Annotated in this window: 13 protein-coding genes and 5 tRNA genes; 16 read left to right on the plus strand and 2 right to left on the minus strand. The window is 44.6% G+C overall.

What is annotated here, in order from left to right:
• Positions 1–266: 266 nt before the first annotated feature.
• From M3212_RS18865 to M3212_RS18915, 11 genes are all read left to right on the plus strand, one after another.
• Positions 267–342 (plus strand) — tRNA-Lys (locus M3212_RS18865).
• A 14-nt stretch (positions 343–356) separates the two neighbouring features.
• Positions 357–431: transfer RNA gene (locus tag M3212_RS18870), tRNA-Glu, on the plus strand.
• 20 nt (positions 432–451) lie between these two features.
• Positions 452–528: transfer RNA gene (locus M3212_RS18875), tRNA-Asp, on the plus strand.
• A gap of 24 nt (positions 529–552) precedes the next feature.
• A tRNA-Phe gene (locus M3212_RS18880) sits at positions 553–628 on the plus strand.
• Positions 629–788: 160 nt separating this feature from the next.
• A tRNA-Thr gene (locus tag M3212_RS18885) sits at positions 789–861 on the plus strand.
• 316 nt (positions 862–1,177) lie between these two features.
• The gene (locus M3212_RS18890; protein WP_251195510.1) at positions 1,178–2,629 is read left to right on the plus strand and encodes a peptidoglycan DD-metalloendopeptidase family protein; all 1,452 of its coding nucleotides are present in this window, start codon (positions 1,178–1,180) and stop codon (positions 2,627–2,629) included.
• Positions 2,630–2,795: 166 nt separating this feature from the next.
• Entirely contained in the window at positions 2,796–3,506 is a 711-nt protein-coding gene (yycF, locus tag M3212_RS18895) for a response regulator YycF (RefSeq protein ID WP_251195511.1), read from the plus strand.
• Positions 3,507–5,327 carry a cell wall metabolism sensor histidine kinase WalK gene (gene walK / locus M3212_RS18900; RefSeq protein WP_251195512.1) on the plus strand — a complete coding sequence of 607 codons (1,821 nt, stop codon included), beginning with the start codon at positions 3,507–3,509 and terminating at the stop codon, positions 5,325–5,327.
• Positions 5,324–6,667 (plus strand): YycH family regulatory protein, encoded by a 1,344-nt coding sequence (locus tag M3212_RS18905; protein ID WP_251195513.1) that lies wholly within the window; start codon positions 5,324–5,326, stop codon positions 6,665–6,667. The genes walK and M3212_RS18905 overlap by 4 nt, the downstream gene beginning before the upstream one ends.
• Positions 6,654–7,430 (plus strand): two-component system regulatory protein YycI, encoded by a 777-nt coding sequence (locus tag M3212_RS18910; protein WP_251195514.1) that lies wholly within the window; start codon positions 6,654–6,656, stop codon positions 7,428–7,430. The genes M3212_RS18905 and M3212_RS18910 overlap by 14 nt, the downstream gene beginning before the upstream one ends.
• Positions 7,431–7,443: 13 nt before the next feature.
• A complete protein-coding gene (locus tag M3212_RS18915; RefSeq protein ID WP_251195515.1) occupies positions 7,444–8,241 on the plus strand; it encodes an MBL fold metallo-hydrolase in 798 nt (265 codons plus the stop codon).
• Between the two features lie 120 nt (positions 8,242–8,361).
• Here the strand turns inward: M3212_RS18915 and M3212_RS18920 are convergent, their stop codons facing one another.
• A complete protein-coding gene (locus M3212_RS18920; RefSeq protein ID WP_251195516.1) occupies positions 8,362–9,303 on the minus strand; it encodes an iron-hydroxamate ABC transporter substrate-binding protein in 942 nt (313 codons plus the stop codon).
• Positions 9,304–9,600: 297 nt separating this feature from the next.
• Here M3212_RS18920 and M3212_RS18925 point away from each other — a divergent pair, with 297 nt between their 5' ends.
• The 5 genes from M3212_RS18925 (at position 9,601) to M3212_RS18945 (ending at position 13,752) form a co-directional block, all read left to right on the plus strand.
• The gene (locus M3212_RS18925; RefSeq protein ID WP_251195517.1) at positions 9,601–10,818 is read left to right on the plus strand and encodes a S1C family serine protease; all 1,218 of its coding nucleotides are present in this window, start codon (positions 9,601–9,603) and stop codon (positions 10,816–10,818) included.
• Between the two features lie 138 nt (positions 10,819–10,956).
• Complete coding sequence (locus M3212_RS18930; RefSeq protein WP_251195518.1) at positions 10,957–11,121, plus strand: CxxH/CxxC protein; 165 nt, start codon at positions 10,957–10,959, stop codon at positions 11,119–11,121.
• A 70-nt stretch (positions 11,122–11,191) separates the two neighbouring features.
• Positions 11,192–11,671, plus strand: a complete 480-nt coding sequence (gene rlmH, locus M3212_RS18935) for a 23S rRNA (pseudouridine(1915)-N(3))-methyltransferase RlmH (protein ID WP_251195519.1) — start codon at positions 11,192–11,194, stop codon at positions 11,669–11,671.
• Positions 11,672–11,884: 213 nt separating this feature from the next.
• Entirely contained in the window at positions 11,885–13,270 is a 1,386-nt protein-coding gene (locus tag M3212_RS18940) for an SIR2 family protein (protein ID WP_251195520.1), read from the plus strand.
• On the plus strand, positions 13,270–13,752 hold the full coding sequence (locus tag M3212_RS18945; RefSeq protein WP_251195521.1) for a TIR domain-containing protein: 483 nt from the start codon (positions 13,270–13,272) through the stop codon (positions 13,750–13,752). Before M3212_RS18940 ends, M3212_RS18945 begins: the two co-directional genes overlap by 1 nt.
• A 136-nt stretch (positions 13,753–13,888) precedes the next feature.
• Here M3212_RS18945 and M3212_RS18950 read toward each other — a convergent pair.
• Positions 13,889–14,101 (minus strand): transposase (locus tag M3212_RS18950; protein WP_251195522.1); only part of this gene is annotated, 213 nt, incomplete at its 5' end.

Below are 14,101 nucleotides of genomic sequence, written 5' to 3' on the forward strand. Positions count from 1 at the left end.
CCAGCGGACTTGTCCGTTCCTGCACAATGGGAGAGGAATACCGGCAACCTTCTTTCCGTCTCCGTGGAAAAGCACTTGCATCGGACGTCATTTTTCGCTATTCTGTAAAGAGTACGGATCAAGCAATCGCGGGAAATAAAAACTTTTTCAAAAAAATTCTTGCGCATTGTCAGGCGCTATGCTATTATAAATCTTGTCGCTAAGATAACACTCATTTGAAGATGATCCTTCAACGAAGAGATGCAACATTTGAGCGAGGGAGCTAGGAGCCATTAGCTCAGTTGGTAGAGCATCTGACTTTTAATCAGAGGGTCGAAGGTTCGAGTCCTTCATGGCTCACCATTTTTACTTTGATTGGCCCGTTGGTCAAGCGGTTAAGACACCGCCCTTTCACGGCGGTAACACGGGTTCGAATCCCGTACGGGTCACCATACATAGTTTAGCGATTATTGGTCCGGTAGTTCAGTTGGTTAGAATGCCTGCCTGTCACGCAGGAGGTCGCGGGTTCGAGTCCCGTCCGGACCGCCACTTCCATAAGTACATATACAGCATGGCTTGGTAGCTCAGTCGGTAGAGCAATGGACTGAAAATCCATGTGTCGGCGGTTCGATTCCGTCCCAAGCCACCATTTTTGTTTGTTGGAATGTTGTCTAGCTCAATTGGTAGAGACGAGCAAAGTCATCGTCGAATAGGCTACGAGTTGTCTCGACGCAGCCGCATCGAAGCAAAGGCTATTAAGAGGAAGAGACACAATCTCAGCATAAACTAAGAAACACTAATTACAACATGCCGGTCTAGCTCAATTGGTAGAGCAACTGACTTGTAATCAGTAGGTTGGGGGTTCAAGTCCTCTGGCCGGCACTTCTCAAATCCACATGGATATCCGTGTGGATTTTTCATTTGTCTTGTTTTCGATCCTTAGGCAGGGGTGGGATCGCGACAATAGGCGGGGAATTCGAAAAATGATTTCCAGAATTCGCTAAAATTCTAGTAATGTAACAACAATATTACAATCTTTTATCATTTTTTTTCATTTGACCCCTGACCTTAATAGTATGCTAGAATGGAGAAGGTTGACGAATAATGTCAACCATTGTTGTGCTGTCGTGTCCGAGTGATAGTAAGGTGCCCTTCCTGATTTAATGTGGAAGGGGAGTTTTACGGGGGGAATTTATAGATGAGCTCTACGAACATAGGCTCTTTGAATAGCAGGAAAAAAGTATTGATCGGTCTGATGCTACTTGTCATGATCGTGGCGGCGCAAATCGTTAAAGCGGATGGAAAGCTGATCTATACAATTTATCACGTATATGTCGATGGAAATCATGTCGGTTATTTACTGGATGAAGAAAAGTATAACAGCCTGGTTGAAGAGATGGTGGAAACCTATCAAGAGCAGTATCCGGATTATTCGCTTCAAATTGCCGAGCAGGTTGAGATTATTCCTGAATTCGTGTTTCATCAAAAGAGCATGGATGAACAAACTCTCGCTGCTTTAGAAGAGAAGCTTTCTGTGGAAGCAGAAGCGGTGGCGATTTATGTGAATGAAGAAGCCGCTGTTTATTTGCCGACGGGGGAAGCTGCCGAGCAGACGCTGGAGAGCTTTATTACGCAATACGTTAATGAGCAGCAATATGAGGCCTATCTCGAAAAAGAAGCGGCAGAGGAGACTGCTGAGACCGGTGAGACAACTGTCCCGGAGGCAGAGGTCGGAGAGACTCAGCTCGTTGATGTTAAGCTGAGTGAGGACGTCGAGCAGGTTGCGAAAAAGACCAGCCCGGAAAATGTTCTGACTGTTAAGGAAGCTGTAAAAAAGCTGACAAAAGGAGTACTCGAAGAGCAGCCGTATGAGGTGAAGGAAGGCGATGTTCTCGGCAGTATTGCCAATGAACACGATCTGACGACAGCTGAGCTGCTAGAATTAAATGAAGGACTGACAGAAGAAACGGTTCTGCAAATCGGTCAGGAATTGAAAGTCACCGCCTACGAGCCTTATATGGAAGTCATCTCGACGATGACGAAGTCGGTAGAAGAAGAGATCCCTTTTCAAATTGAAGTGAAGGAAGATGACTCGATGTGGAAGGGCGATCAGAAGGTGACGCAAAAGGGGCAGAATGGTTTGCAGCTTGTCGATTATCAGCTAACCGAACGAAATGGACAGCTTGTTAAAAAAGAAGCGGTACAGGAAGAAATGCTCCAGGAGCCGGTAACAAAAGTAGTCGTAAGAGGAACGAAGGAAATGCCTTCGCGCGGTACCGGTGAGCTGAGCTGGCCAGCAGTAGGCGGCTATATCTCAAGCTACCAGGGGAACCGCTGGGGGAGATTCCATCGCGGAATTGATATTGCCCGCCCGAGCAGCTACGACATTTTAGCTGCTGATAATGGCACAGTCAGCTTCGCCGGTTGGCAAGGCGGGTACGGCAATGTCGTGAAGATTAATCATAACAACGGGATGGAAACCTTGTATGCCCACCTGCGCTCGATTGATGTCGAGGTCGGACAAACTGTCGCCCAGGGACAGAAAATCGGTGTTATGGGGACGACCGGCAACTCGACCGGCATTCACCTTCACTTTGAAGTAACTGAAAATGGGCAGTTGAAAAATCCGATGGATTATTTAAACCGCTAAATAAGCTTTTTTATGGCTATCTTCAAAAGAGTGAAACTATCTTTTGAGGGTAGCCTTTTCTAATAGAATGGACCGTAATTTCGAAATGGGAAATCGTTCTTAAAAACGAGAGGGCGTTAATGTGTTAGAATGTGAGGGAGACTACTTGAAACGGGAGAGATTCTGAATGGATAAACGAATTTTAGTTGTCGATGATGAAAAACCGATTGCAGATATATTAAAATTTAATCTTGAGAAGGAAGGCTTCGCCGTAACATGTGCCTATGACGGGCTGGAAGCGATTGAGGCGGTCAACGGAGAGTCGTTTGATTTGATTCTGCTTGATATTATGCTGCCTCATAAAGATGGCATGGAAGTTTGCCGAGAGGTCCGCAAAAAATACGATACACCGATTATTATGCTGACGGCCAAGGATTCCGAGATTGATAAGGTGCTGGGACTTGAGCTTGGTGCCGATGATTATGTGACGAAGCCTTTCAGTACGAGAGAGCTGCTGGCGCGGGTCAAGGCTAATTTACGCCGCCATAAAGTGAGCGGGGAAGAGACGAACGCCCAGCGGGAAATTGTCGTTGGTGATTTAACGATTTATCCCGAGGCTTACCAGGTTAAGCGCCGCGGTGAAACAATCGAGCTGACTCATCGTGAATTCGAGCTGATTCATTATTTGGCCAAGCATCTCGGTCAGGTCATGACGAGAGAGCATCTGCTTCAGGCGGTATGGGGCTATGATTACTTTGGTGACGTCCGTACCGTCGACGTAACAGTGCGGCGCCTGCGTGAGAAAGTGGAGGACAATCCGAGCTTTCCGGTCTGGATCATCACCCGGCGCGGAGTCGGCTACTATTTGTCCTCTCCGGAAAAACAGGAGCAATCATAAATGAACAGAAAAGTTGGCTTCTTTAAGTCGATTCGCTTTAAGCTGATTATTATTTATGTTCTCCTCCTTTTAATTGCGATGCAAATTATCGGCGTCTACTTTACCCGGCAGCTGGAGGATCAGCTTGTCGCCAACCATTTCGACTTATTGAAGGAACGGGGAAACCTCCTCGCCTATAATCTCACCAAGGAAATGACGGAAGTCCGGGAAGATCGCAGTACATTGACAACAGATATCCGCTCTTTGCTGCAGGATATTTTCTCGATTGAAAATGCCGAGGTTCAGGTCATTGACCAGAACCGGGTTGTGATCGGGACCTCCAACTTTCAAAACCGGCATATCGTCGGTCAGCAAAGCACGGAGGTCCGGGTGACACGCGCTTTGATCGGGACGCCGGATCAAACGATTTTGCGTGACCCGCAAACGGGCCATCGGATGGCGGTCCTCGCTGTTCCGATTGTGACTGATGATGGACCGATTGGCGCATTATATATTGAAGCTTCGATTGAAGAAATCTATGAACAGGTGCAGGAGATTAACGGCATTTTGGCGAGCGGGGCATTCATTTCCTTAACGATTTCCGCCCTGCTGGTTGTCCTGTTGGCGCGGACGATTACGGCGCCAATTATTGATATGCGGAAGCAGGCACTGCGGATGGGACACGGAGACTTTTCCCGTCAAGTAACGGTCTATAGTACAGACGAAATCAGTCAGCTGGCGATATCCTTTAATGAGCTGACGATGAAATTACACGATGCTACAGTGACGCGTGACCGTGAGCAAAAGCGGCTGAAATCCGTGTTAACTCATATGACGGACGGCGTCATTGCGACGGATGAACGCGGACGGATCATTTTGCTGAATAAGCGGGCGGAGGAGCTGCTTTCAGTTGCTAGCTATCAGGTGATCGGGCAGCCGATTCTTGATGTCTTGAAGCTGTCGGAGAGTTTTGCGATTTATGATTTATACGATCAATCAGACTCGGTCTTGCTCGATTTTAGTACCGATGAAAGCGAATATATGCTGGAAGCCAATTTTTCCGTAATACAGGAAGAAAACGGACCGATTAATGGGCTGATTACCGTGCTGCATGACGTGACAGAGCAGGAAAAAATTGAACAGGAGCGCCGTGAATTCGTTGCCAATGTTTCGCATGAGCTGCGGACGCCGCTGACGACGATGAAAAGCTATCTCGAGGCGCTTGAGGATGGAGCGATTGCCGATCCGGAAATTGCGCCGCGCTTTTTAGAAGTGACACAAAATGAAACAGAGCGGATGATCCGCCTCGTCAATGATTTGCTCCAACTTTCGAAGATTGACAGCAGAGACTATAGGCTGACGCTGCAATGGATCGATTTTGGCCAGTTTTTACATAGCGTCATTGACCGTTTTGAAATGATAGCCGAGGAGAAAAATATCGAATTTTCCAGAGCCATCACCGCTCATCCAACCTATGTCCAAATTGATCGCGATAAAATGACCCAGGTGCTCGACAATATTATTTCCAATGCGATGAAATACTCGCCGGAAGGAGGAAATGTTGTCATCACCCTGCTTCATCAAGGCCATAATGTCCGGGTCAGCATCTCTGATCAGGGAATGGGTATTCCCCGGGAAAACCAGGGCAAAATCTTCGACCGTTTTTACCGTGTTGATAAAGCAAGGGCGAGAAGCGTCGGCGGGACAGGCCTCGGGCTGGCGATTGCCAAGGAGCTTGTCCATGCTCACCGGGGTGAAATCTGGGTTCAAAGTGAGTATGGAGAAGGAACAACGATCTACTTTACATTGCCTTATTCCACATTCAAGGGGGAAGAGGAATGAATTACGAGCATATCAAAACCGGACTGCTAATCGGGCTAATCGCCTTAAGCATGGTGTTAACATGGAAGCTCTGGACCTTTCAGCCGAATTTCGCCCTGCTTGATGAAACGACACGCTATGTGTCGAATGAAACGATGAGCGAAGAGAGAAGGCTGACTGATCTGATCCTGCCTGAGCAGATGATTATTCATTATGGGGATCAGAAGAGCATGATTCCCCGCCAGACGGCAGAGTTTGAAGAGCTCTATCAGGGGCTGTTAAATGCCAGTCTTGATGAAGGTGAACCGATGTCCGCCGGTCCTTTTCCGAAGGAAGGAGCAAGCGGCGGAATTGAGTTTGTCTTTCCTGCCTCATTGCCGATTGATATTTTTCTCGGACTGTTTCAGGTTGACCGTGAAGAAATGAGTATTCCGATCACAGCGGTGAACCGTTTGTATATCTACATTGATGAACAGTCGGAACAAGTGCGGATGCAGCTGCTTTCAAGTGAGGATGAGCCAATGGTAGAGTTGGATACAACGCTTGCACCTGGTGAGCTTGAAGAAACGGTTGTGCGTGGAATCGAGGAATATCCAGCTGTGACCTCTCTGTCAGAAATGGATGAGACGTTGAAGTCTGTCAATAAAGCGATCTATTTCCCAGATGAGCCGCTGACAGCTGAAAGACTTTCATTTACCATTTCGCCAATACCGGGCGCGTTCTTCCGACAGTCATTATTTACTGATCCAGCTTCGGTCAAATATTATCGCCAGTCTGGCAGCGAAGAGTCTTACACAGACGGAAACCGGATTATTAATATTAACAACAATGGTTTATTTATGGAGTATAATAATCCTATTTTTACGGGTACACAGGAACGGAGCAGTAAGCACATTATTTTAAGCAGCTATGAATTTATCAACGGTCACGGAGGCTGGTCCGATCAATACCTGCTGTCGCGCTGGGTGTCGACTGATGCCCGCGATGAAGCCGAATATCGGATGCATGTAAATGACTTGCCGGTCATTTCCTTCCAAGGACTTGATCAGATGAAGCTCACGGCAACCCGGTCAGGCAATCAAATTGAAAGCTATGCCCGTCCATTATTCGATTTAGACAGCAGTCCGATTGACGCGAGGCAGCAGGTTGAACTGCCGAGTGGCGAACAACTTCTTGAACGGCTGCGTGATCAGGAATATTTTGATTTTCAGCGTTTACAGAAGGTTACGGTCGGCTATGAAATGATTATGCCGAACCCGTCCTTTGTAACGGTAAATCCATATTGGTTTATTCTCTATGATAACCATTGGCAGAAAGTAACCTTTAATGAGGAGGAGGGTGAAACGGATGGATTGGAGTAAAACGAAAACAATCTTTATCGTCACCTTCCTCATCCTTAATTTATTTTTGACGTGGCAGCTCGTTGAAACGAACAGTGCCAATCAAATCAGCGTCATAACCGAAGCGACAATTCAGGAGAGATTGAATCAAATGAACGTGACGATTGAGGCCGAGCTCCCGGAGGAAGAGCTGCCTGGCCGCCATGTTATCAGTAAAAAAGTCACTCTCACCGAAGAGGCCGCCGCGGGACTGGCCGAGCAACAAAGCCTCAGGCTGACAGAAGAGGGCGAAATTATCTCCGAACTGATCGAGCCGTACCCGACAACTTCCGAGCAATTCTGGACGGAGCTACAGACCTTTTTGACGACGTATGTGTATCAAGGAGACGAGTACCGCTTCGGCCACTTTGATCCGGAGACGGGGCAGATGAAGCTCTATCAGACATTTAAAGATAAAACAGCCTATACCTTTGATGAAGATCCTCTGGTGATTTGGTTTGACGATAACCAGCAAATTGTCGGCTATGAACAAAGCTATTACGAATTTGAAGACCTCGATGGCCGGGAGCGCGAAATGCTTTCCAGCTTAAAGGCACTGGAGGTCTTGTTAAATGACCAATTAATTAGAGCCAACCAGACCATTTCCAGCATTGAATTTGGCTATTACAGCTTTTTCAGCCCGCAAGGCGGCGTCCAGGTGTTTGCGCCGATGTGGAGAGTGATGGTCGAGGATGAGACGTACCTCGTCAATGCGATAGAGGGCTCTGTCCAGCAAATAACGTAGAAAGGGTGTTTCGATGACACTGCGCTTTAGTGTACTTGCCAGCGGAAGCACGGGGAACGCGATTTATGTGGAAACGAACAAGCAGCGGCTTCTCATCGACGCCGGCTTGAGCGGTAAGAAGATGGATGAACTGTTTACCCATATCAACCGCGATCCGAAAGAGCTTGACGGGATTCTTGTTAGTCATGAGCATAGTGATCATATAAAAGGAGTCGGCATCTTTGCCAGAAAGCATAAGCTGCCGATCTATGCCAATCAGTTAACATGGCAGGCGATGGAGGACCAGCTTGGCACAATTCCGATTGAACAGAAGTTCACGCTCGGCACAGGTGTGGTGAAGACATTCGGCGACCTCGATGTCGAGACCTTCGGAGTTTCCCACGACGCGGCAGAACCGATGTTTTTCTGCTTTCATCACGAAGGAAAGAAGCTCGTGCTGGCTACTGACATGGGCTATGTCAGCGAGCGGATTAAAGGAACGATTCGCGATGCCGATATGTACATATTTGAATCGAATCACGATTTAAATATGCTGCGAATGGGGCGCTATCCGTGGAATGTGAAAAGACGGATTTTAAGCGACGTTGGCCATGTTTCCAACGAGGATGCCGCGCTCGCTCTTTCTGAAGTAATCGGTGACCGGACAAGCCGAATTTATCTGGCTCACCTCAGTCTCGATAATAATATGAAAGACCTTGCCCGCCTGTCTGTCGAACAAGTGCTTAAGCAGGAAGGAATGGCTGTCGGCGAGCAATTCGAGCTCTACGATACCGACCCGCACACCCCAACAGCACTGGCTGTCGTTTCCTAAAAAAATGCCCCACAAGGAGTACTTTCTCTTGTGAGGCATTTTTTATCTTAATAGAGAACTGGGCAAAGGGAAAAGCTTTTGCGCCGGCCTCCAAGCAATGAGCGTAACCGCCACAAGCGCTTATTCGCCGTCTAAGAAGCCTTCTGCAAAAATGTCCAGCAAGTATTCAAGTGTAATTGGGTCACTGTAGGTTACCGCTTTTGTCTCGATTTCAATCACATGACCATTTTGCACCGCAGGAATGCTGTTCCACATCTCTGTTTCCATAAAAGCATTGTCTTCCCCTTGGTTTCTGCTCAGGACGATATAATCTCCTGCATATTCCGGGATCACTTCCTGAGACAGCATATAATAGCCCTCGCCTAACGCATTCTCTTTCACCAGTTCGGGCATTCCAAGTCCCATCGCCTGGTAGAGAATTTCCGTACTGCGTGCCCAATCATCACCGAAGTCGGAAAAATCCTTGCCGTTCGTCTCCAGCACCGACACCGTGACATCCTCGCCGGCTTTTGCTTTTACCGCTTCACCAAGCTCTGTCGCCCGCTCAGAGAAGTCGTCAATCCACTGCTGCGCTTCCTCTTCTTTATTCAGCAATTTACCGATCTCAAGCTGTTGCTCCAAGTAGTCGAGCTTACCCCATGTATAGACGACGGTCGGGGCGATTTTTTCCAATTGGTCGAGATTTTCGGTAGTCGAACCGGCAATAATCAGATCCGGATTTTGCGAGATAACCGTTTCCAGATCCGATTCGGAAACGACGGCAATATCCGTTAATTTTTCGGTGAAAAGCGGGTTCATGTTCGTCCATTGATCAACACCAACGATTGCGCCATCAAGCGCCAATACATTCGGCGCATTTGTTAAGGCGACGATCCGCTGTGGATTTGCCGGAACGTCAATCGGCCCATTTTCCGATTCATATGTAACCATCTCCGAATTGTCCGCCTCATCGGCTGTATGTGTATCGTCTAAACCAGTATCAGTCGAATTGGTCTCACTGCCGCAAGCGCTGATAAAGGCGAGCATCCATATCAACATTAGGATAAAAAGCTTATGTTTCATTTCCCGACCTCCTCATAGATTTAATTAATAATGATTCTCAATATCACATATTTCACTATAAATTTTCTATCTGCGCTTGTCAATCATTTATCGCACGTATCAAGCTGATCGACTAATCTACCGCACGTGAAGGTCCTTTTTCCTCAGTCATTTTACATGGTTATGCGTCATTTTTGTTGGGAATTATAGTAGAAGTATCAAAAATATATGAAAAACAGGATTCCAAGTGGCATTTTAAAATGCAGACATTATAATAAGAAGCAAATACATCATATAAAAAAAGGATGGTGTGCAGTCATGGGTTATTATGACGAACAAGATTATCAACGTCCTACTAGACAGAAAGGCTTAAAGCGCTTTTCTGGCCTATCAGCTTTTTTTGGTGCTATTGTCGGGGGTCTGATTGTTTTATTGATGTTACCTGTTTTTTCAAATGCCGGCCTATTACCGTACAGTCTTGCAGACAATGATACGGGTGATGAGGTAATCGAACCGAACATCCCTCAGGAAGGACTGGAAACGGTCAATGTCAACGTGAATTCTGATGTCGTGAAAGCAGTAGAAAATGTGTCTGATGCCGTAGTTGGAGTAATCAACATGCATCAGTCAAGCGTCTTTTCCCAGGAAGCGGGAGAAGGCACCGGATCAGGCGTCATTTACAAAAAGGCGGGCGACAAAGCCTTCGTCGTCACCAACCATCACGTTATTGACGGAGCCAATCAAATTGAAGTCAGTCTGGCAGATGGCACGCGCGTCCCGGCGACGCTGTTAGGAACAGATGTGATTACCGACCTTGCCGTTCTTGAAATCGACGGCAGCAACATCGAAACGGTCGCCGAATTCGGCAACTCAGACTTGCTACGTGTCGGAGAACCAGCAATCGCAATCGGCAATCCGCTCGGGCTGCGTTTCTCCAGCTCGGTAACACAAGGAATCATCAGTGCGACAGAACGCAGCATCCCTGTCGACTTAACAGGAAATGGCCAGGTCGACTGGCATGCCGAAGTATTACAGACAGACGCAGCGATCAATCCGGGGAACAGCGGTGGCGCCCTCGTCAATATTGAAGGCCAGGTCATCGGGATTAATTCAATGAAAATCGCCCAAGGCGCCGTCGAAGGAATCGGCTTTGCGATTCCAACAGGAATTGCCCTCCCGGTTATTGAGGACTTAGAGCGCTATGGTGAAGTTCAGCGGCCACAGCTCGGGGTCGGCATCCGTTCGCTATCGGAAATCCCTAGCTTCCACTGGCAGGAAACATTGAAGCTGCCTGAAAGTGTGAAAGCAGGTGTCGTTGTCACAAGCGTCACGCCAATGTCACCGGCGGAGCGCGCCGGCTTGCAGGAGTATGATGTCATCGTAGAGATTGATGGCGAAGAAATCGGCGACGGTCACGCTCTCCGCAAATTCCTATATACAGAACGCGAGATCGGTGACGAAGTCGAAGTCACCGTATACCGGGACGGCAGTAAGCAAACCGTCACAGTTCAGCTCGCTGAACAGCAAAATTTTTAACTAGATGAGAAACCGGCTACAAGCTCAAATCGCTTGCGGCCGGTTTTTTGTTTTATTAATTTAAGCTCATATAATTTTATCCATAGGCCAGAAATGGGTATGCTATAATGGAAGCGGACTAGAGAAAGGACGATTATCATGACCTATTATGCCTGCCACGACCATATTGACATCGCGCTCGACACAGTCGTCGACGAGCACGAAAGCGCACCAATCATGACAGCTCTAACAGAGCAAGAAACGTTATCCACAGCATGCAGCTTCTGTGAAAAAACAGCCAAATATAAGGTAGAAGCCGAATAATCACAATCCGCAATGTTGATATGTGGATAACTGTTGTGGATAACCTTCCCCGAAAGGAGTTACAAACACTGTGAACATCACAATTCTTGCCGTCGGCAAGCTAAAAGAAAAATACTTAAAACAAGGCATCGCCGAATACACAAAGCGCCTCAGCGCCTACGCCAAGCTCGACATCATCGAAATCCCCGACGAAAAAGCACCCGAAAACCTCAGCCCCGCCGACAGCGAACTAATCAAACAAAAAGAAGGCGCCAAACTCCTCGCCAAAATCCCCGACGACGCCCATGTTATTGCACTTGCCATCGATGGAAAAATGAAAAGCTCAGAAGAATTAGCCGATATAATAGATAAACTCGCCACTTATGGGAAAAGTAAAGTCGTCTTTGTCATTGGCGGTTCTCTCGGGCTATCCAATGAGGTGATGGAACGAGCAAATGAAAGTCTTTCATTTTCGAAGATGACGTTTCCCCATCAGCTCATGCGGTTGATTTTGTTGGAACAGGTGTATCGGGCATTTCGGATTGTAAGGGGAGAACCGTACCACAAGTGATGGTAAAACAAAGATATGAAGTAAGTGTAAGTCATAGAAATTTATGTCGATTAATTCAATGAAAAACAGAATTATTAGATTTTTTACCTAATTAATGGTATATTTTACCTAACCTGTATGATAATAAAATCATAGAAATGTGGGTGAATAATTATTAGTACTTCCTTAGCTATATTTGAGAGAGCTATTTTAAAGGAACTTAGAAACGATAACTTGGCTATATTTGCAGGGGCAGGATTATCAAGAGGATCAGGGTTTGTGGATTGGAAGGAATTGTTAAGGGATATTGCAGATGAATTAGAATTGGACATTGATAAAGAGTTAGATTTAGTATCTGTTGCTCAATACCATGTTAATGCTAATGGTAGACAGACTATTAATGAAGCAATTATTCAAGAATTTCAACGAACTGCTGAGAAGAATGATAATATGGATATTTTGTCTAGATTGCCTATCGATACTTATTGGACAACCAACTATGATTCTATTATTGAGGATACATTACAAAGTGTTAATAAAGTTACGGATATAAAAATAAGTCAAAGTCAGATGAAAAACTATAAGCCAGATAGAGATGTTGTAATTTACAAAATGCATGGAGATAAAGACTTTCCAGATGATGCTGTCATAACCAGAGATGATTATGAAAGATACGATAATGATAGAAGGCTTTTTACTACCCAATTAAAAGGAGAACTGATTTCTAAGACTTTTCTGTTTATTGGTTTTAGTTTTGAAGATCCTAACTTAGAGCAAATCTTAAGTAAAATAAGGGTAGAGCTATTAGGTAAAAGTCCCAAAAATCATTATTGCTTTTTTAGGAAAGTTAAAGAACAAGATGAAAGATATAAAAATCAAGACGGTTCAATTAATCAAGAAGAATTTAGCTACGATAAAGTAAAACAAGAGTTAAAAATCAAAGATTTAAAAAGATATGGTATTAATGCAGTACTTGTTGATAATTACTCAGATATCACAACTATTCTTAACAATATAGAAAAAAAACATAAAATAAATCAGGTGTTTATTTCTGGTAGTGCAAAAGAATATGGGAACTATTCTGAGGATGAAGCTAAAAATTTATTACATAATCTGTCTAAATCATTAGTATCTAAAAATCACCATATAATCTCAGGTTTTGGACTAGGAGTAGGAAGCTATGTAATAAATGGTGCTCTTGAAGAAATATTTAATAGTAAGAATAAAAAAACAAATGACTTTTTAACTCTTCGGCCATTTCCACAGAATGAATCTGGTGGAAAAACTCTCAAAGAACTATGGACCGAATATAGAAAAGACATGATTAATGATGCTGGTGTTACTATATTTTTGTTTGGAAATAAAGACAAGGATGGTAAAACTATTGAAGCAGATGGGATGATGGAAGAGTATCAAATAGCAAAAAACAAAAATAAATATATTATCCCTATTGGTTCTACAGGATATGTTACAGAAAAAATCTTTAATGAAGTTAAAAAAGATATAGATAGGTATTGGTATTTAGAAGACTCATTAGATACTCTAGAAAATGAAAGGGATGAGAAGAAAGTAATAGAAGAAACACATAAAATTATAGAAAAAATAAGGAGGAGTTTATAATGGCGAGGAAAGTGTTTTTTAGTTTTCATTATGAAAGAGATGCTTGGAGAGCAGGACAGGTAAGAAATTCAAATATAACACAGGAAATCAAAGGTTATCTTGATGCCGCTGAGTGGGAAGAAGTTAAGAAGAAGGGTGACAAATCAATAAAAGATTGGATAGCAGAACAATTAAAAGGAACCTCTGTAACTGTAGTTTTAATAGGCAAAGAGACATCAAATAGAAAATGGGTGAAATATGAGATTGAAGAAAGTTTGAAAAAAGGTAATAAGCTTTTGGGCATCTATATACATCGACTAAAAAACCAAAAAGGGGAAAAAGATACTAGAGGTGATAATCCACTAGATAATTATTATGTAGAAGTGGATGGAAAAACCAAAAAAGCTTCAAACGTATTTAAAACATATTTTTGGGATTTGGATAATGGCTATGATAATTTTTCAGATTGGATAGAAGAAGCGGCTGAAATCTCATATAAATAAAAAATCTCTTAATTAACGACATATTGGATGGGGTTGTTTTCTAATTCAACGATATTTAATTGAATCAATTTCATAAAGCCTAGTTCACGATTGTTAGACGACCCCCATTTCGCTTTTAGTGTTTTTAAAAAATTAATTACGCGGCTTGACTAGTCTGCTTGCTAGAAAGGGACTTGGCTATACGATCACACGCGAGCTTCGCCGCGTTATAAATCAAATGCGTCAAATCAAATTGTACTTTTGCTCGTTTTCCTGTGCGATAGCGAATATTGTTTAATTGGAAGAATTCTTTTAGATACGCAATGACTCGCTCGACTGAACTTCGTTGCTTGTAAAGGGTTTTCCATGC

Origin of the sequence: Halalkalibacter oceani (genome assembly GCF_023715705.1) — a bacterium.
Classification (GTDB): domain Bacteria; phylum Bacillota; class Bacilli; order Bacillales; family Bacillaceae_D; genus Halalkalibacter; species Halalkalibacter oceani_A.

What these genes read in the sequence shown, in the direction of transcription:
- M3212_RS18890 (WP_251195510.1), top strand. Translation starts at nt 1,178, where the DNA reads ATGAGCTCTACGAACATAGGCTCTTTGAATAGCAGGAAAAAAGTATTG.
- yycF (WP_251195511.1), top strand. Translation starts at nt 2,796, where the DNA reads ATGGATAAACGAATTTTAGTTGTCGATGATGAAAAACCGATTGCAGAT.
- M3212_RS18925 (WP_251195517.1), top strand. Translation starts at nt 9,601, where the DNA reads ATGGGTTATTATGACGAACAAGATTATCAACGTCCTACTAGACAGAAA.
- walK (WP_251195512.1), top strand. Translation starts at nt 3,507, where the DNA reads ATGAACAGAAAAGTTGGCTTCTTTAAGTCGATTCGCTTTAAGCTGATT.
- M3212_RS18905 (WP_251195513.1), top strand. Translation starts at nt 5,324, where the DNA reads ATGAATTACGAGCATATCAAAACCGGACTGCTAATCGGGCTAATCGCC.
- M3212_RS18915 (WP_251195515.1), top strand. Translation starts at nt 7,444, where the DNA reads ATGACACTGCGCTTTAGTGTACTTGCCAGCGGAAGCACGGGGAACGCG.
- M3212_RS18910 (WP_251195514.1), top strand. Translation starts at nt 6,654, where the DNA reads ATGGATTGGAGTAAAACGAAAACAATCTTTATCGTCACCTTCCTCATC.
- M3212_RS18945 (WP_251195521.1), top strand. Translation starts at nt 13,270, where the DNA reads ATGGCGAGGAAAGTGTTTTTTAGTTTTCATTATGAAAGAGATGCTTGG.
- M3212_RS18930 (WP_251195518.1), top strand. Translation starts at nt 10,957, where the DNA reads ATGACCTATTATGCCTGCCACGACCATATTGACATCGCGCTCGACACA.
- M3212_RS18920 (WP_251195516.1), bottom strand. Translation starts at nt 9,303, where the DNA reads ATGAAACATAAGCTTTTTATCCTAATGTTGATATGGATGCTCGCCTTT.